Source organism: Enterobacter sp. 725m/11 (assembly GCF_011683705.1).
Classification (GTDB): Bacteria; Pseudomonadota; Gammaproteobacteria; order Enterobacterales; family Enterobacteriaceae; genus Enterobacter; species Enterobacter bugandensis.
In genome coordinates this window covers 76,955-94,434 of the sequence record NZ_JAAQOK010000007.1, presented here as the reverse complement: position 1 = coordinate 94,434, position 17,480 = coordinate 76,955, and the positions used below count along the sequence as shown (strand labels likewise).

18 protein-coding genes, 1 other RNA gene and 1 pseudogene are annotated in these 17,480 nt (G+C 57.3%); 13 read left to right on the top strand and 7 right to left on the bottom strand.

Annotated features, from left to right (window positions below; translation table 11 throughout):
* The first annotated feature begins 66 nt into the window (after positions 1–66).
* Positions 67–405: a P-II family nitrogen regulator gene (gene glnK / locus HBA26_RS04765; protein WP_008503304.1), complete on the top strand. Its 339-nt coding sequence runs from the start codon at positions 67–69 to the stop codon at positions 403–405.
* 35 nt (positions 406–440) lie between these two features.
* Positions 441–1,727, top strand: a complete 1,287-nt coding sequence (gene amtB, locus HBA26_RS04760; RefSeq protein ID WP_126345101.1) for an ammonium transporter AmtB — start codon at positions 441–443, stop codon at positions 1,725–1,727.
* Between the two features lie 94 nt (positions 1,728–1,821).
* On the opposite strand, the gene tesB is transcribed toward amtB, so the two are convergent.
* Positions 1,822–2,682 (bottom strand): acyl-CoA thioesterase II, encoded by an 861-nt coding sequence (tesB, locus tag HBA26_RS04755; protein ID WP_028012172.1) that lies wholly within the window; start codon positions 2,680–2,682, stop codon positions 1,822–1,824.
* Between the two features lie 203 nt (positions 2,683–2,885).
* Between tesB and HBA26_RS04750 the strand changes: the two genes are divergently transcribed.
* Entirely contained in the window at positions 2,886–3,413 is a 528-nt protein-coding gene (locus tag HBA26_RS04750; protein ID WP_028012173.1) for a YbaY family lipoprotein, read from the top strand.
* A gap of 33 nt (positions 3,414–3,446) precedes the next feature.
* Here HBA26_RS04750 and HBA26_RS04745 read toward each other — a convergent pair.
* Positions 3,447–3,843 (bottom strand): annotated as a pseudogene (locus tag HBA26_RS04745) (MGMT family protein).
* An 84-nt stretch (positions 3,844–3,927) separates the two neighbouring features.
* Between HBA26_RS04745 and ffs the strand changes: the two are divergent.
* The 3 genes from ffs (at position 3,928) to HBA26_RS04730 (ending at position 4,746) form a co-directional block, all read left to right on the top strand.
* Positions 3,928–4,024, top strand: an RNA gene (gene ffs / locus HBA26_RS04740) — signal recognition particle sRNA small type.
* 258 nt (positions 4,025–4,282) lie between these two features.
* Positions 4,283–4,534 carry a hypothetical protein gene (locus tag HBA26_RS04735; protein WP_048961231.1) on the top strand — a complete coding sequence of 84 codons (252 nt, stop codon included), beginning with the start codon at positions 4,283–4,285 and terminating at the stop codon, positions 4,532–4,534.
* Positions 4,531–4,746 carry a hypothetical protein gene (locus HBA26_RS04730; RefSeq protein WP_028012176.1) on the top strand — a complete coding sequence of 72 codons (216 nt, stop codon included), beginning with the start codon at positions 4,531–4,533 and terminating at the stop codon, positions 4,744–4,746. Before HBA26_RS04735 ends, HBA26_RS04730 begins: the two co-directional genes overlap by 4 nt.
* Before the next feature lie 81 nt (positions 4,747–4,827).
* On the opposite strand, the gene HBA26_RS04725 is transcribed toward HBA26_RS04730, so the two are convergent.
* Complete coding sequence (locus HBA26_RS04725) at positions 4,828–6,249, bottom strand: PLP-dependent aminotransferase family protein (protein ID WP_100170677.1); 1,422 nt, start codon at positions 6,247–6,249, stop codon at positions 4,828–4,830.
* An 86-nt stretch (positions 6,250–6,335) separates the two neighbouring features.
* On the opposite strand from HBA26_RS04725, the gene HBA26_RS04720 reads away from it, so the two are divergent.
* The 3 genes from HBA26_RS04720 to HBA26_RS04710 all read left to right on the top strand — a co-directional run bounded on the left by HBA26_RS04720 (position 6,336) and on the right by HBA26_RS04710 (position 11,289).
* A complete protein-coding gene (locus HBA26_RS04720; RefSeq protein ID WP_028012178.1) occupies positions 6,336–6,947 on the top strand; it encodes a membrane protein in 612 nt (203 codons plus the stop codon).
* A gap of 76 nt (positions 6,948–7,023) precedes the next feature.
* On the top strand, positions 7,024–8,094 hold the full coding sequence (locus HBA26_RS04715; RefSeq protein WP_063155418.1) for a LacI family DNA-binding transcriptional regulator: 1,071 nt from the start codon (positions 7,024–7,026) through the stop codon (positions 8,092–8,094).
* Between the two features lie 102 nt (positions 8,095–8,196).
* Positions 8,197–11,289: a beta-galactosidase gene (locus HBA26_RS04710; RefSeq protein WP_063155353.1), complete on the top strand. Its 3,093-nt coding sequence runs from the start codon at positions 8,197–8,199 to the stop codon at positions 11,287–11,289.
* Positions 11,290–11,322: 33 nt separating this feature from the next.
* Here the strand turns inward: HBA26_RS04710 and HBA26_RS04705 are convergent, their stop codons facing one another.
* Positions 11,323–12,159, bottom strand: a complete 837-nt coding sequence (locus HBA26_RS04705; protein WP_166720815.1) for a nickel/cobalt efflux protein RcnA — start codon at positions 12,157–12,159, stop codon at positions 11,323–11,325.
* 133 nt (positions 12,160–12,292) lie between these two features.
* On the opposite strand from HBA26_RS04705, the gene HBA26_RS04700 reads away from it, so the two are divergent.
* Positions 12,293–12,565 (top strand): metal/formaldehyde-sensitive transcriptional repressor, encoded by a 273-nt coding sequence (locus tag HBA26_RS04700; protein WP_028012182.1) that lies wholly within the window; start codon positions 12,293–12,295, stop codon positions 12,563–12,565.
* Here HBA26_RS04700 and HBA26_RS04695 read toward each other — a convergent pair.
* Positions 12,558–14,123, bottom strand: a complete 1,566-nt coding sequence (locus HBA26_RS04695; protein WP_045259911.1) for an EAL domain-containing protein — start codon at positions 14,121–14,123, stop codon at positions 12,558–12,560. The two genes, HBA26_RS04700 and HBA26_RS04695, sit on opposite strands and share 8 nt — an antisense overlap.
* A 219-nt stretch (positions 14,124–14,342) precedes the next feature.
* On the opposite strand from HBA26_RS04695, the gene HBA26_RS04690 reads away from it, so the two are divergent.
* Together HBA26_RS04690 and ykgO are read left to right on the top strand one after the other, a co-directional pair.
* A complete protein-coding gene (locus tag HBA26_RS04690; RefSeq protein ID WP_006176933.1) occupies positions 14,343–14,603 on the top strand; it encodes a type B 50S ribosomal protein L31 in 261 nt (86 codons plus the stop codon).
* Between the two features lie 2 nt (positions 14,604–14,605).
* A complete protein-coding gene (gene ykgO / locus HBA26_RS04685) occupies positions 14,606–14,746 on the top strand; it encodes a type B 50S ribosomal protein L36 (protein WP_003859006.1) in 141 nt (46 codons plus the stop codon).
* On the opposite strand, the gene HBA26_RS04680 is transcribed toward ykgO, so the two are convergent.
* Positions 14,743–15,453, bottom strand: a complete 711-nt coding sequence (locus HBA26_RS04680) for a GNAT family protein (protein ID WP_063155351.1) — start codon at positions 15,451–15,453, stop codon at positions 14,743–14,745. The genes ykgO and HBA26_RS04680 overlap by 4 nt on opposite strands.
* A 101-nt stretch (positions 15,454–15,554) precedes the next feature.
* On the opposite strand from HBA26_RS04680, the gene HBA26_RS04675 reads away from it, so the two are divergent.
* Complete coding sequence (locus HBA26_RS04675) at positions 15,555–17,015, top strand: PLP-dependent aminotransferase family protein (protein ID WP_126345097.1); 1,461 nt, start codon at positions 15,555–15,557, stop codon at positions 17,013–17,015.
* On the opposite strand, the gene HBA26_RS04670 is transcribed toward HBA26_RS04675, so the two are convergent.
* Positions 16,987–17,454, bottom strand: coding sequence for a YlaC family protein (locus tag HBA26_RS04670; RefSeq protein ID WP_028012186.1), 468 nt, complete (start codon positions 17,452–17,454; stop codon positions 16,987–16,989). The two genes, HBA26_RS04675 and HBA26_RS04670, sit on opposite strands and share 29 nt — an antisense overlap.
* Positions 17,455–17,480 lie beyond the last annotated feature (26 nt).

Below are 17,480 nucleotides of genomic sequence, written 5' to 3'. Positions count from 1 at the left end.
GCACATCCCTTGCAATACCTTCTGCGTGAGCTGCGGCCATTACCGAATTCTGACTGGAGGGGATCTATGAAGCTGGTTACGGTGGTAATCAAACCATTCAAACTGGAAGACGTGCGTGAAGCATTGTCCTCAATGGGTATTCAGGGACTGACTGTCACCGAAGTGAAAGGCTTTGGTCGTCAGAAGGGTCATGCCGAGCTTTATCGCGGGGCGGAATACAGCGTTAACTTTCTGCCAAAAGTAAAAATTGATGTCGCGATTGCTGACGATCAGCTTGATGAAGTGATTGATGTGATTAGCAAAGCGGCCTATACCGGCAAAATTGGCGACGGCAAAATTTTCGTTGCCGAACTGCAGCGCGTCATTCGCATTCGTACCGGCGAATCTGACGAAGCGGCACTGTAAATAACGCCTGGCACACAGTGATAGGGATCGAGAAAATGAAGATAGCAACACTTAAAACGGGTCTGGGTTCGCTGGCACTGCTGCCGGGCCTGGCGCTGGCTGCTCCTGCCGTGGCAGACAAAGCCGATAACGCCTTTATGATGATCAGCACCGCGCTGGTGCTGTTCATGTCTATCCCGGGCATTGCGCTGTTCTACGGCGGCCTGATCCGCGGCAAAAACGTTCTCTCCATGCTGACGCAGGTTGCCGTGACGTTCGCGCTGGTCTGCGTGCTGTGGGTGGTTTACGGTTACTCGCTGGCCTTCGGTACCGGCAACGCCTTCTTTGGTAACTTCGACTGGGTAATGCTGAAAAATATTGAGCTGACCGCGCTGATGGGCAGCTTCTACCAGTACATCCACGTCGCGTTCCAGGGCTCGTTCGCTTGCATTACCGTCGGGCTGATCGTGGGCGCGCTGGCGGAGCGCATCCGTTTCTCTGCCGTTCTGATCTTCGTGGTGGTCTGGCTGACCCTCTCCTATGTGCCGATTGCGCACATGGTCTGGGGCGGTGGTCTGCTGGCAACGCACGGCGCGCTGGACTTTGCGGGCGGTACCGTTGTCCATATCAACGCCGCGGTAGCGGGCCTGGTGGGCGCATACCTGATTGGCAAACGCGTGGGCTTCGGTAAAGAGGCGTTCAAACCGCATAACCTGCCGATGGTGTTTACCGGTACGGCTATCCTCTACTTTGGCTGGTTCGGCTTCAACGCCGGCTCCGCAAGTGCCGCGAACGAAATCGCCGCGCTGGCCTTCGTGAACACCGTTGTGGCGACGGCGGGTGCAATTCTCTCCTGGGTATTCGGCGAGTGGGCGGTACGCGGTAAACCTTCCCTGCTGGGTGCCTGTTCAGGGGCGATTGCCGGTCTGGTCGGTATCACCCCGGCGTGTGGCTATGTGGGTGTCGGTGGTGCGCTGCTGGTGGGACTGGTCGCGGGTCTGGCAGGTCTGTGGGGCGTCACCGCACTGAAACGCGTGCTGCGCGTGGATGACCCTTGCGATGTGTTCGGCGTCCACGGCGTGTGCGGCATCGTCGGCTGTATCATGACCGGCATCTTCGCCGCGAAATCACTGGGTGGCGTGGGCTACGCAGAAGGTGTCACCATGGTTCATCAGGTGCTGGTGCAGCTGGAAAGTATCGCTATCACCGTGGTGTGGTCTGCCATTGTGGCCTTCATCGGCTATAAGCTGGCGGATATGACCGTTGGGCTGCGCGTACCGGAAGAGCAGGAGCGCGAAGGTCTGGACGTCAACAGCCACGGCGAGAATGCGTATAACGCCTAATAAAAAGCAAAACGGCAACTTCGGTTGCCGTTTTTAATGTTTATTCCCTCTCCCATGGGAGAGGGTCAGGGGGAGGGCATCAGGCCGCACACCATTACCCGCGATTACGCATTACCCCTTCCTGCACCGTAGAAGCGACCAGCACGCCGTCCTGGGTATAAAACTCTCCACGCACAAAACCGCGAGCGCTCGACGCTGACGTACTCTCCACGCTGTAAAGCAGCCACTCATTCATATTGAACGGACGGTGGAACCACATGGAGTGATCGATGGTTGCGACCTGCATCCCTTTTTCAAGGAAACCAACGCCGTGCGGCTGTAGCGCAACCGGCAGAAAGTTAAAGTCAGACGCGTAGCCCAGCAGATACTGATGCACGCGGAAATCTTCCGGCACGGTGCCATTGGCGCGGATCCAGACCTGACGCTTCGGCTCGGCGGTGTGGCCTTTCATGGGGTTGTGGAACTCAACCGGGCGGATCTCCAGCGGTTTATCGCAGAGAAACTTCTCTTTGACCTGCGGCGGAAGCAGATGCGCCAGCGCGCGGGCGATATCGGTCTCTGATTTGAGTTCGTCCGGCGACGGTGCTGGCGGCATCACTTTCTGATGTTCATACCCCGGTTCCGGCGCCTGGAAAGAGGCGGTCATATAAAAGATAGGCTTACCGTTCTGAACGGCCGCCACGCGGCGTGCGCTGAAGCTGTTGCCGTCTCTCAGGACTTCAACGTCATACACAATCGGTTTTGCGCTGTCGCCAGGGCGTAAGAAATAGCTGTGGAATGAGTGCACCAGGCGGTCTGCAGGGACGGTCTCCTTTGCAGCGTAGAGCGCTTGTCCAACGACCTGGCCGCCGAAAACCTGACGTAAGCCGAGGTCTTCGCTCTGCCCGCGATAGAGTCCTTCCTCAATTTTTTCCAGATTCAGTAATGTCAGCAGATTGTTCAGTGCCTGACTCATAATTGTCCTCAATAAACGCCGTAGCGAAAGATAGGCAGAGTATAACGCAGAAATGAAAGTGGTCCGATGGGTAGAATAATCTGAATGTCGGCACGTTTTTAGGCATTAATCGGTGATCTGTGCCACACTTAAAAACGTTATGTGATTGAAACGACATCGGATGGGATCGATCCCGCTGGTGCATTGATGATAAGGAGACTTCAATGAAACTCGTGCCCATGCTAAGTGGTGTAGCTATTGCGGTGGCGTTGTCCGCCTGTGCCGGTAAGAGCGCCCAGGTGCCGGTACCAGCTGCAGATCCGAACGGGATTAATACCCTTTCACAGCAATCCATTCAGCAGCCTAACGTTTCCGGTACAATCTGGATTAAACAGAGAGTCGCTCTGCCGCCGGATGCGGTATTAACGGTCACGCTGTCTGATGCTTCCCTGGCGGACGCGCCGTCGAAAGTGCTTGCTCAGCGCGCGGTCCGTACTGAAGGTAAGCAGGCTCCGTTTAGCTTCGTGTTGCCGTATAACCCTTCAGACGTGCAGCCGAATGCCCGTATTCTGCTGAGCGCAGCGGTAACCATCAACGGCAAGCTGGTCTTTATCACCGATACGGTCCAGGAAGCGATTAACCACGGTGGAACCAAAATCGACCTGAATCTGGTGCCGGTGCAGCAAACCGAAGTCCCGGTTGCTCCACAGACCAATCAGCCGTCCCTGCCAACCCCACCGACCCAGATGTAACTGTTGCTCTTACCCTCTCCTTCGGGGGAGGGTTTAGTACACCCAGCGGTATTTCTGCAAATCAATCTGTCCCGCGCCCGACACCTGCACACCCTCAGAAAGTAATGCCTGACGCTGACGCTGGAGATCCGGCCCGGTCAGCGAGATAGCGCCATGACGGTTCACCACACGATGCCAGGGCAGCGTACTGCCTTCCGGCAGCCGCTTCAGGACGCCACCGACCTGTCGCGCCGCGCGCGGAGAGCCTGCCAGCCTTGCCACATCACCATAGGTGGTGACGTAGCCTTCCGGAATCGAGGCCACGATTTGCCATACGCGCTGGGGAAAGGAGTCGTTTTCGTCCATACCTTCACCTGTGGGGATGTTTGGACCGTCATGGTAAACGAAGATCGCCCTGATTGCTGCGCCTGTTTGCGCAAGAAACCAGCATCCGGTTCCTGGTCGCTTGCAATTGGCTCTTCGCACAGGGATAATGCGCCAGCGCGTTGGTTATCAACGCTCTCAATGGGGGCTCTGTTGGTTCTCCCGCAACGCTACTCTGTTCACCAGGTCAGGTCCGGAAGGAAGCAGCCAGGGCAGACGACGTGGGTGCCGGGATGTAGCTGGCAGGGCCCCCACCCATTTGTGGCCTCATCCATCTTTCCTGTTCCCATCTCTTTTTAGCCTTTATTCCACAATAATATAATGCCTATACCGTGTAATATATATTTCATCGCTCTGAAATATTACTGTCATAAACCTGTAATAATAGACTGGCATTTTATAATTGGACGTCTATTTTCGTCAAAATTCAAAAAAATATAGATCTGGATAACAGTGATAACTTCGTGTATTAAATAAAGTACTTATTCCGAAGGGAAGTGACAAACATGGCTACTGCAGTTTTAAATGTTAAAATTGACGAAGCGCTAAAAGAAAGACTCCGCCACTATGCGGAAGTAAATAACGAAAATTTAAGCGTGACCACAGAGAAACTGCTGCTGCTGGCGTTTGAAGCAGTAGAAGAGGTGGGAGTATCGGAAGAGGATATTGATAATCAGCATACGGAAGAAGAGAGTGTTTCTCCTTTTACTCCTAAAGAAATCAAGGCTCTACGTAAACTTCTGAAGAAGAGAAAATGAAACAACAACTGTCAACTGCCAGTGACTACAACGAGGCCTGCGCTCTGTTGCGTTCAGGCTACGTGAAGCATGTACGTCTTGGCTGGAATGTTGGAAGCGATGAGTTCTTTCGTATTGCGTCTGACTGGTGTGATACCGGTGCAAAAATAAAGAAAGACGGTGATAATTTCGTTATTTCCCTGAAAGGTTTCCCCATTCCTCCTCAGCACTAAATCACTGACCAGTGAAAACTGCTGACTGCATATATTACAGTCAGCAGTTTTTATTTTATGATCCAGTTCAAAATTTTAATATTAAACCAGGCGGCGTTTGACTGCTGGCGTATTTGAATTTAGAGCGAGCCATAACGGTTTAATCCGCAGCAATGCCGCTTCCAGCTCCGCTGGCTCCAGCGAAAAGGGCATACGTAAAAAGCGGTCAAACGCCCCCGATAAGCCAAACCGCGTCCCGGTGCCCAGGTTAATCCCGATGATTTCTGCCCGTGCGGCAAGCTGTGTCGCCAGCATGCCAGGAAGTTCGATCCAGTAAGAGAGTCCGCCCTCCGCCTCATGAAACGTCCACTCCGGGAAATGTTCTCGCAGCAGGTTACTGCATCGATCGCGCCGTTCCGCCAGCATCTTGCGGCGAGCGGGCAGAAAACGCTCGCTATTGTCGATAAGCCACAGCGTTGCCAGCTGCTCAAGCAGCGGCGAGCCTAAATCCAGCGTATCGCGCGTCTGGGCGAGCGTGGCGATAGTACGCGAGGAGGCGCGGATCCAGCCGAGACGCAGCCCGCCCCAGAAGCTTTTTCCGGCAGAGCCTAGCGTAATCACGCTGGCCTGTGGGTTAAACGATGCCAGCGGTGGCGGCGGTGGCGAATCAAACCAGAGATCGACCATCGTTTCATCCACGACCAGCGCCGTGCGGGTCTGGGCTGCTATATCAGCGATTGCCTGACGGGTGGCGATATCCATGCATCGACCGGTTGGGTTGTGAAAATCGGGCATCAGGTAGGCCAGGCGCGGCGCGGTCTGGGCAAGCGTAGCCGCAAAGCCATCCGTATCCCAGCCCGTTTCCGGCAACGACACTCCTACTGGCCGACACTGTGCTCCCTGAATAGCGGCAATCGCCAGCGGATAGGTGGGGTGATCGACCACGACGCGATCCCCCGGTCCGGCCATCATCCGCAGCACCAGCGCGAACCCGCTGACGGCACCGTTGACCACCATCACCTCGTCTGCCCGGGTTGGAAGACCTCGCGCGGTATAGCGCGCAGCGATGGCCTCCCGTAGCGCCGGCAGCCCAAGCTGCTCGTAGCCCGTCAGCGAGAGGTGTTGAGTAATAGCCGTAAGTGCATGGGTGTAAGCCTGGTGGATCTCCGGCCCGGCGCTGAGGGCGGCAGTGGAAAGATCCAGGGCGACGCTCGCTGCGGAAAGGGTGGGAACGGCGCGTGCATCCGGGAGGATGACGCGCGACCCGCTGCCGTGGCGGCTTTCAAGATAACCCTCTTCACGCAGGTGGGCGAGGGCGCTGCTGACGGTGGTCCGGCTCACGTTCAGCGCCGTCGCCAGCTCACGCTCACCCGGCAGGCGCGTATGCAGCGCCAGCCGGCCATCAAGGATTAATAAGCGCAGCGCATCGGCCAGCTGGCGCCAGAGCGGAGTGCGGGATGAAGTTTGCTGCCAGTGCCCTAAAAGGCGTACCACAGACTGGCTTCCGAAGCGGCGTGATGACATAAGCAGTCCACTATTTAAAAACTGGACATTAATCTTAGTGCCATTTTAGGTCAGGATGAAAGTCGGGTTCACTGGAGAAGATAAAAATGGTACGTCGTCTGCTACAACTTTATGTCGGTTTAGGGCTGTATGGGCTTTCCACCGCGATGTTTATTCGTGCGGATCTGGGGGTCGATCCGTGGGATGTGTTTCACCTTGGCGTGGGAATACAGCTGGGGATGAGCATCGGGACGGTGATCATTTTGACCGGTGCTGCGGTGCTCTTACTGTGGATCCCACTGCGTCAGATGCCCGGTCTTGGCACGATCAGCAACGTGATTTGTATCGGTCTGGCGGCGGACGCCAGCATGGCGCTTATCCCCGAACTGAGTTCGTTATCCGTGCGCATCGCTTTCCTGGTGTCGGGCATCGTGATGAACGCGATCGCCACCAGCATGTACATCGGGGCCGGTTTCGGGCCTGGTCCGCGCGACGGCCTGATGACCGGCATTCACGCCCGGCTGGGGTGGTCCATTCGCAGCGTGCGTACCTCCATCGAAGTGTCCGTCCTGCTGATTGGGTGCGTGCTGGGTGGCTCGTTTGGGGTGGGAACCGTGGCGTATGCTCTGACCATTGGTCCGCTTATTCAGCTCTGTTTGCCCTGGTTCCGCCAGAAGCCGCGCGGTGAGAAAATGACGCAGCCGGAGCGGGTTGTTTAATTTGCGAAGCGCTCACATGTTTTAACGGCGTCGCTGTGCCAGAATAGACGCTTCGAAAATCGCGATGCCAGAACGCATGAAAGCAATCACTCTTTATGATGTCGCCCTCCTTGCGGGGGTTTCTTATCAGACCGTTTCCCGCGTGATTAACGACGCGGAGCACGTCTCTGCCCGCACGCGGGAAAAGGTGCAGCAGGCAATGGCTGAGCTGCATTACGTTCCCAACCTGCGGGCGCAGCAGCTGGCGGGGAAACGCACCCGTACGCTGGGGCTCATCACCACCGATCTGGCGCTGCACGCGCCTTCGCAAATTGTCTCGGCGGTAAAATCCCGGGCTGCAGGGCAGGGGGCGAGCGTCCTGATTTCCATGGTGGAGCAGCCGCAGCAGTGTCAGGCGGCGCTTCAGGCGCTGCTGGGGCAGCGGGTAGACGCGCTGCTGGTCAATGTGCCGCTTGACGATCCGCACGCCGAAGCGCTCAGGTCGCTGGCGACGCCCGTCCCGGTGCTGTTCCTCGACGTGTCACCGTCAGCGCAGGTAAATAGCCTCGTGTTTAACGCCGAAGAGGGGGCACGCCTGGGCGTTGAGCATCTGCTTTCGCTGGGGCATCAGCATATTGCCCTGTTGAGCGGGCCGGAAAGCTCTGTCTCTGCGCGCGCGCGTCTGGCGGGATGGAAAGCGACGCTGGCGCAGGCGGGTCTTGACGCGGCTGCGGTGGCCTACGGCGACTGGAGCGCGGCCAGCGGCTATGAGAAGGGACATGTGCTGCTCTCGGGGGCGGTACTGCCGGATGCCATTCTGGTGGCGAACGATCAGATGGCGCTTGGGGTAATGCGCGCCTGTGCGGAAAAAGGGATAGCTGTTCCTGGCCAGATATCGGTGGTCGGGTTTGACGATACGGCCGACAGCGCCTGGTTTTCTCCGCCGCTGACGACCATTCGTCAGGCGTTTCGCGAGGCGGGCGAGCGCAGCGTGGAGTGGCTTCTGTCCCCCAGCGGGGGGGAGGAATGCTGGCAGGTTCAGCTGCCGGTAACGCTGGTGACCCGCCATTCCAGCGCGCGCCGCACCCCGCAGCAGGCCGAACGCGAGGATCTGGCGCAGCAGCTCAGAAGCCTGGCCCTCCTTGCCGGGCAGCTTGCCCGCAAATAAAACTTTGTGATCGGACTCGCTACCCCGCGATTGGGTGCTTTACCGTCGCCGGGTGCCAGGGCATGTTAACCAAAATTGTGAGCGCTTCGCAAAGAGGTTAATATGCCCAACACTTTATCGCTGACTCTCAGCGCCATTCTGGCCCGACGGGACTGGGAAAACCCGGGTGTCACCCAGTGGAACCGTCTGGAGGCACATGCGCCGTTACACAGCTGGCGTCTTGAACAGCCTGCCCTGGATGATGCTGCATCCGCCAGCAGACGCTCCCTCAATGGGGTGTGGCGATTTAACTACTTTCCTGCACCCGAGCAAATCCCGGAGGCGTGGGTAACCGAAGACTGTGCGGATGCCGTTGCGATGCCCGTGCCGTCGAACTGGCAGATGCAGGGGTTTGACACGCCCATCTACACCAACGTCACCTATCCTATCCCCGTTAATCCGCCTTTTGTGCCGCAGGAAAACCCAACCGGCTGTTACTCGCTCACATTTAATGTGGATGACGCGTGGCTTCAGAGCGGGCAGACCCGCATCATCTTTGACGGCGTGAACTCTGCGTTTCATCTGTGGTGCAACGGGCGGTGGATGGGCTATTCCCAGGACAGCAGGCTGCCTGCCGAATTCGATCTCTCGACGGTCCTGCGGCCAGGTGAGAACCGCCTGGCGGTCATGGTGTTGCGCTGGTGCGACGGCAGCTATCTGGAAGATCAGGACATGTGGCGCATGAGTGGTATTTTCCGCGATGTGACGCTGCTGCATAAACCCGAAACGCAGATTGCCGATTATCGCGTGGTGACGGACCTGAATGCGGAACTGGACCGCGCGGTGCTTAAGGCAGATGTCGCGCTGGCAGGGGCGGGCTTTGCAGACTGCGAGGTGGTCTTTACCCTGTGGCGCAAGGGTGAAAAATGCGCCAGCGTTTCCCGGCGTCCGGGGTCTGCCGTTGTGGACGAGCGCGGCAGCTGGGACGAACGCTTAACGGTGGCGATCCCCATTGACCGTCCCGCGCTCTGGAGTGCTGAAACGCCGGAACTGTATCGCCTGACGATGGCGCTTCTCAGCCCGCAGGGTAAGGTGCTGGAGGTTGAGGCGTGCGATGTGGGCTTCCGCCGCGTTGACATCAGCAACGGCCTGCTGAAGCTTAACGGTAAGCCGCTGCTGATCCGCGGGGTTAACCGTCACGAGCATCACCCGGAAAACGGTCAGGTGATGGACGAGGCGACCATGCGTCGCGACATCGAAATCATGAAGCAGCATAACTTCAACGCCGTTCGTTGCTCGCACTACCCGAACCATCCGCTGTGGTACCGGCTTTGCGATCGCTACGGGCTGTACGTTGTTGACGAAGCCAATATTGAAACCCACGGCATGGTGCCGATGAGCCGCCTCGCTGACGATCCACGCTGGCTGCACGCCATGAGTGAGCGCGTAACCCGCATGGTGCAGCGCGATCGCAATCATCCCTCAATTATCATCTGGTCGCTGGGTAACGAGTCCGGCCACGGCGCGAATCATGATGCGCTGTACCGCTGGCTGAAAACCACCGATCCCACGCGCCCGGTGCAGTACGAAGGCGGCGGGGCGAATACGGCGGCGACCGATATTGTTTGTCCGATGTACGCCCGGGTCGATTGGGATCAGCCTTTCCCGGCGGTGCCTAAATGGTCAATCAAAAAATGGATCGGTATGCCCGACGAAACGCGTCCGCTGATCCTCTGTGAATACGCCCACGCGATGGGAAACAGCTTCGGCGGGTTTGCGAAATACTGGCAGGCGTTTCGCAGCCATCCTCGCCTGCAGGGTGGGTTTGTCTGGGACTGGGTCGATCAGGCGTTGACGAAGAAAGACGAAAAGGGCAACGCGTTCTGGGCCTACGGCGGGGATTTTGGCGATACGCCGAACGATCGCCAGTTCTGCCTTAACGGACTGGTATTCCCCGATCGCACGCCGCATCCGGCGCTGTACGAGGCGCAGCGCGCCCAGCAGTTCTTTACCTTTACGCTGGTCAGTACCTCTCCGCTGGTGATTGAGGTGCAAAGCGGCTACCTGTTCCGCCCTACCGATAACGAAGTGCTGAGCTGGACGGTTGCCCGGGATGGGAAGGTACTGGCTTCGGGCGAGGTGACGCTGGCGATAGCCCCTGAAGGCGTTCAGCGTCTGGAGATCGCTCTGCCGGAATTGAAAGCCGAGCCGGGGGAAGTCTGGCTGAATGTTGAAGTGCGCCAGCCGCGGGCAACGCCGTGGTCACCCGCAGGCCATCGCTGCGCGTGGGAACAGTGGCTGCTTCCGTCTCCGCTGTTTGTCGCACCGCCAGCCTCTGCGGGCGAGCCGCCGGTTTTAACGCAAAACGATCGCATCCTGGTGGTCACGCATCGTCAACAGCGATGGCAGTTCGATCGCGCATCCGGATACCTGACTCAATGGTGGCGAAATGGCGTTGAAACGCTGCTTTCACCCGTGACGGATAACGTCAGCCGCGCGCCGCTGGACAACGACATTGGGGTGAGCGAAGCGACGCGCATCGATCCAAACGCGTGGGTTGAACGCTGGAAAGCGGCGGGCATGTACGATCTCACCTCGCGCATGCTGCACTGTGAGGCAGAGCAGCATGCGCGTGAGGTGGTGGTTACCACGCTTAATGTCCTGGAGCATCGCGGCAGGGCGCTGTTCCTGAGCCGTAAAATCTGGCGGGTGGACGAGCAGGGTGTTCTGCATGGCGACATTCAGGTCGATATTGCGTCTGATATCCCGGAGCCCGCGCGCATTGGCCTGAGCGTTCATCTCGCTGAAACGCCAGAAAAGGTTGACTGGCTGGGGCTGGGTCCGCATGAAAACTACCCGGACAGAAAGCTGGCGGCGCAGCAGGGGCGCTGGACACTACCCCTGACAGACATGCACACGCCGTATATCTTCCCGACGGAAAATGGTTTGCGCTGCGATACCCGCAAACTTGTGCTGGGTGCGCATCAGCTGAATGGCGCGTTCCATTTCTCAGTGGGCCGCTATAGCCAGCAGCAGCTGCGTGAGACAACCCATCATCATCTGCTGCGGGAAGAGCCGGGGTGCTGGCTCAACCTCGATGCGTTTCATATGGGGGTGGGCGGCGATGACTCCTGGAGCCCCAGCGTTTCGCCGGAATTTATCCTGCAGACGCGCCAGCTTCGTTATACCTTTAGCTGGCAGCAGACTCTTACCTGACCAGAGAGGCGGCCACCGGGCGTGGCCGCCTGCTTACGCCAGAATGCCGCTCAGGCCATGCAGGCTCATGTAAATCCCTACCACGATAATCAGCGCAGCGGAGATCCACGGCGCTTTGCGGGAAAGTTCGCTAAATCCGGGCCAGCGTTTTGTCGCGTGCTTAAGGCTTAAGGCGGCAATCGCGCCGGAAGCGACCAGCGTTAATGCCAGACCGATGCTGAAGCTGAAAACCAGCGTCGCGCCGAGCGCAAAATGCTTCAGCTGCAGGCAGATCAGCAGAACGGTGATGGACGCTGGGCAAGGGATAAGCCCGCCGGTCAGGCCAAACATCGCGATCTGTCCTGTCGTCACGTTTTGTCCGTTGAAACGCCGGTTGATATCCTGCGCGTGCGCGCGCTGGTGGGCGTCCTGCCACTCCTCTTCAACCAGCGGGTGTTCATGGTGATGATCATGGTGGTGGTCATGGTCATGGTCATGGTCATGGTCATGGTCATGATGGTGGTGGCAATCGTGATGATGATCGTGTGGCCGGCTCTCTTTCCAGGTTCGCCACGCCATCCACAGGGCGATTGCAACGATCAACACCCCGGAGATCAGCTGGAACCAGGGTTCGGACGTATGTGCGTCCCAGCCACGGCCAAACCATAGTCCTGCCATGGCAATGATCCAGACTACCGCCGTATGGGAAAGCGTAGCCGCCAGACCGAGCAGCACCGCCTGCTTCAGCGTGCCGCGGATAGCCACGATAAAGGCAGCCATCATTGTTTTTGAGTGGCCCGGCTCCAGGCCATGCAGCGCACCGAGCAGGATAGCGCTGGGAACAAACAGCCAGGCATTACCCTGCTGCAGGAGTGAAGCAAAATCGTTCATTGAAATTTCCAGTATGGAAAGCGTGCGCAAATAGTACTCCCCCCCAGTAGGTTAATACTACCCCCCAGTAGAAAAATACTCAGGGGGAGTAGAGCGTGATATGCTTTAAAAGCCAAAACTGAGGGAGACAGAGATGTCACATACCGTTCGCGATAAGAAGATGTTATTGACTCGCCTGAAGAAAATTCAGGGGCAGAGCACCGCGCTGGAGAAAATGCTCAACAGCGATCACGAATGTGCCGAGGTGTTACAGCAGCTGGCGGCGATCCGTGGCGCGGTCAATGGCATGATGATGCAGGTGATTGAAGGGCATCTTACCGATCATGTCGTGAAAGAGCCCGAAGAGGCGCAGCGTGAAGCCGATCTTGGCGTCGTGCTGCAGGTGATCAAATCCTATCTTAAGTAGAGCGCGTGGCGAGGTTGTTCTCTGCCCAAAGGATAAATTCCGTCTTTGGCAGCGCCTTACTGTAGAACCACCCCTGCCCATACTGCACGCCGTGGCGGTGCAGCCAGGTAAGCTGCCCTTCGGTCTCCACGCCTTCCGCCACCATTGCCAGCTGCAGCGACTTCGCCATTTCGATAATGTGCGGCGTTACGTTTTTGTACTCCAGTGCATCCACGAACGATTTGTCAATTTTTAGCGTGTCGACATCGAGATGCTGCAGATAGCTGAGGCTGGAATAGCCCGTGCCAAAATCATCAATGTAGACAGGGTGGCCCGAACGGCGAAACGCGGCGATAGCCGGCGCGCTGATTTTGGGGTCGGCAAAGCCACGCTCGGTTAACTCAAGGGCGATTTGTCGGGGATGAATCTGCCACTTATTCAGGAGTTGGCTCAGTAAAGGCGGCAGATTACCGGAGGTCAAATCGGCCGGGGCGAGGTTGATGGAGATATGCTGATCGGGGTGGAGCTGCAGCCAGTGGCCCATATCTTCAAACACTTTTTCCATAACTAACTGCGTCAGCTGCGAGATGAGGCCGGTTTGCTCGGCAAGCGGCACAAATATATCAGGCGAGAGACTGCTTCCGTCTGGCTGGGGCCAGCGCGCAAGCGCTTCCGCACCCACGATTTTTCCACTGCACAGCGCCACGATGGGCTGATAGTGAACCACAAAATCGCGGCTGTTAATGGCGTCCAGCAGGCGATTGCGCGGCGACTGAATACGTCGCAGGATCCGCAGGACAAACAGTGCCGCCAGCAGGCTTATCAGGACGCCAAACGGCAGCCAGAAAAGCAGCTGTCGGTGCCAGCTTTCAGCCAGAGGGGTGAGCGCTGCCCACGTGACGACAGTAAATCCAAGCTCAGGGACTGGCTTCATGACGTACATGGAGCCCTTGTACTGAACGCTGGAGACGCCTCGATCGTTGATCCGATCGCGGATATGCGGATCAAGCGTGTTACTGCTGGCGAAAATAAGATGCGTTGCGCTTCCCACCAGAGCGGCATCAATGGCAATCGCCCCGAAAGGGATCACATCCACAAGCGAGGCAGGATCGACCAGAACAAGGTAATGGCCCTTCCCGAGCACGGCCATATAGCGGTGAAAGCCAAGATCGTTCTGTGCGGTAAGCCACGCGCTGTAGCCATCTTCGGTGATACGCATGGGGGGAGGATAAGCGGCGGATTTACTGGCCTGCTCAAGCGAAGAGCAGAGGGGTTTGAGGTTGTCGATATAGATCACCTCCTGGATATAGCGCCACGAGAACGCGACCCGACGTATTTCCCTCAAATGCAGCGGACTACAGGGAACGCCCTTAAATCCCTGCAGGTGATTTAACGCTTCTTTAGCCTGATCCACGACTCTGTCGGTGCGCATCAGCACCCGAGAAGCATAGCTATCCAGCGCATCAACAAATTTCTCTTCTGCCTGGCGATGGGCAAGCCAGATGCTGAGGCAAATGGGAACCAGCACGGAAAAGATAAGTACGCCAGTCACCAGACTGACCAGATGTCGGGTTTTCATGCTGTCGTTTCCTTTCTCATATGCCCGAATCCGGACGCTGAGTTTCCTGCCTGAAGAGAAAGATTTTACCGCGAAATGAAATAGTTATAGCACGTGGGGGCAGGGTTTTCATGTTATCTAAAGCAAATTAGAAAATATCCTCAGGAGAGAGAGGGTTGTTTTTTCAACCTTGCCTGGATATTATTTTGTTATGTTATAACAAAACACAAAGGGTTTATGATGAAACCAAACATCCATCCAGCGTATCGCACCGTGGTATTCCACGACACCAGTGCCAATGAATACTTTAAAGTGGGTTCAACCATTAAAACCGACCGCGAAATTGAGCTCGACGGTGAAACGTATCCGTACATCACTATCGAGGTTTCTTCAAAATCGCATCCGTTTTATACCGGTAAGCAAAAAACGTTTTCCACGGATGGCAGCGCAGCGCGCTTCCGCAAGCGTTTTGGCGGTTTTCTTAATGCGAAGCGGGGCTAACCATGCAGGTGCTTAACTCATTGCGCAGCGCAAAACAGCGTCACCCGGATTGCCAGATAGTCAAACGCAAGGGACGCTTATACGTGATTTGCAAATCCAATCCGCGTTTTAAGGCGGTGCAGGGACGTAAAAAAAGACGCTAGACGCGCGTTTCTCGCCAGCTTTCCAGGGATCTTTTCTGTTTGCCATCGGCAGTAAAATTGTCGGTGGCAAGCCAGCTTTCAAAGGCGCTCGCCAGCGCCGGCCACTCTTTGTCGAGAATCGAAAACCAGTCGGTATCCCGGTTACGGCCTTTTATGACCAGCGCCTGGCGAAAACGGCCTTCAAACTGAAAGCCCAGACGCAGTGCCGCTTTGCGTGATGGTTCGTTCAGGCTGTTGCACTTCCATTCATATCGCCGGTAGCCCAGGGTATCGAACGCGTACCGCATCAACAGATATTGCGCTTCTGTTGACATGGGCGTGCGGCTTAACAGCACGGAGAAGTGAACGTGTCCCACTTCCACAACGCCGTTTTTAGGATCGATCCGCATCAGGGCCAGCGTCCCGACCGGGGCCTGGGTCTGATTATCTATAACGGTAAAGTGCATCGGGTCAGATAACTCACACACGCTTGCCACCCATTCGGCAAACTCAGCGGCCGTGGCATCGGGTTCACGCAGTAGCCACGTCCAGCTCCGGGTATCTCCGGCCAGAGCATAGGCGGAGAACAGCGCCCCGGCATGCTCCACGCGCAGCGGTTCAAGCCGACAATAATGCCCCTGCAGTACTACCCGGGACGGATGAGGGCGAGGCTGCCAGTCGGTAAGGGCTTCGCCCACAGGTTGTCCAAACTCATTGAATATCTTCATCTTTATTTCCGTGACGTTGAGAAGAGTTTCAGATTAGAAAATTACTGGTTCCTTAAAAAGAACCACTCAGCTATGTTTTGGTGGTACCACAAGGAGATGAGATGAACATACCGGGCGATGAACTTTATACCTTGCTCCATGCTGCGCTTAAAACGCGTGGGGAAGAGACGCTCCAGCGCGCGCTCTATCTCGCTTTGCGGGAGGCCATACTGGGCGGAAGGCTTCGGTCCGGCAGCCAGCTGTCCGGCTCGCGAACGCTGGCGCAGCAGCTTTCCGTTTCACGGAACACCGTCAATGCGGCGCTGGACCAGCTCACGCTCGAAGGCTATTTGCTGCGTAACCGTCAGGGGACGCGGGTGGCGCAATTCGCCCATCGTGCCAGCCCGCGGGTTCTGACCGATCCTGAGGTCAGGCTGGCAAAACGTGTCGTCCAGCTGCCTGCGCCTGTGCCGCGCGACACCCCGGTGATGGCCTTTACGCCGGGAACGCCCGCCATCAACTATTTCCCCTTGCCGCTGTGGCGGCGATTGTACGATCGCGTCCTGCGGGAGGAGGGGAGCGCTCTGCTGGGCTATGGCGACCCGGCCGGTGAGCCGTCGCTGCGGGCAGCCATCGCCCGTCACCTTGCGCTTTCTCGCGGCATTGACTGCGACGCCAGCCAGATTGTGATAACCGAAGGGGCGCTGGAGGGCGTCAATCTGTGCACGATGCTGTTAAGCGAGCCGGGGGATGTCGCCTGGGTGGAAAATCCCGGCTACAGCGGGGCCAAAAGCGCCTTCGTCAAAACCGGCCTTGCGATGATCGGCATACCGGTGGATGACGAGGGAATGTGCTGGGAAGGGCTGCATGCGCCTTCACCTGCGCTCGTTTTCACTTCGCCGTCGCATCAGTTTCCTTACGGGAGCGTGCTCAGTGCGCGGCGGCGTCTGGCGCTGCTGGAACTGGCCCGCCAGCACAAGGCGTGGATCATTGAGGACGATTACGACAGCGAATTCCGCTATGTCGGCGAGCCCGTACCGGCGATGCTGGGCATGGTCAACAACGCGCCCGTTGTGTATCTGGGGACGTTCAGTAAAACGCTGTTTCCGTCGCTCCGAATGGGGTTCATGGTGTTACCGCCAGCGCTGGCGAAAGCAGCGCGTCCGGCCATCGGCTCGCTGCTGCGCGGCGGGCATCGCGCAGAACAGTGCACCCTGGCGCTGTTTATCGAGGAGGGGCACTATGCCCGTCATCTTGCCGCCATGCGTCGCCTGTATCGTAAGCGTTACCGCCAGCTACGGGAGGTGCTGAGCGCAGAGCTTTATACTCCGCACCGTGTTCTTGCCGGTGAAGGGGGAATGCACCTGACATTGGCGATTGACGGTATTGACGACCAGCGGCTGGTGGAGAAAGCGAGGGCATTTCAGCTGGCACCCGCTGCGCTGAGCGGCTATTACCTGGAGACGAAGCAGGGGCAAACCGGCCTGGTTTTAGGTTACGGCAACACCTCTGCTTCGCAGTTTGCGCCGGGTATCCGACGCCTGCAGGCGTTAATTACGCAGCAGCAGGGCGGGAAAGGGTAAAAACATCATAAAAAGAGAGCTGGCCTTTCGTTGCGACCATTTTCTGCAGCTTCTCTTTGTGCACGGTTTCGACAGCCGGAGAGTGCAGGATGCTGTCGATAAGCTCATTTGGCACAAAACGCGTGTTGTACCATTCGCCGTTGTAGCAGACCCGGAAATCGAGGACGTCGATATCTTCGTAACGGTAGCGGGGATTCACGTCGAAAAAGAAAAAGGCGTTAAACACGACAAACAGCACCACCAGCAGCCAGACGGAGTCCACCAGCGTTTCGGACTTCAGCATGACAATCAGCGTCGCCAGCCAGGCGGCATACATGGCAACAAACAGCCCGGGATGTTTGCGGATAAAGCTAATGCTAAAGCGCGGGCGATTGTCTCGCTTTTCGCGGTGGTTAAGATCGTCGATGGTGGCGGTAAGCAGGCGCTGTATCTCGGTCATTTTTGGCCTTTTGAGAGTTGACAATA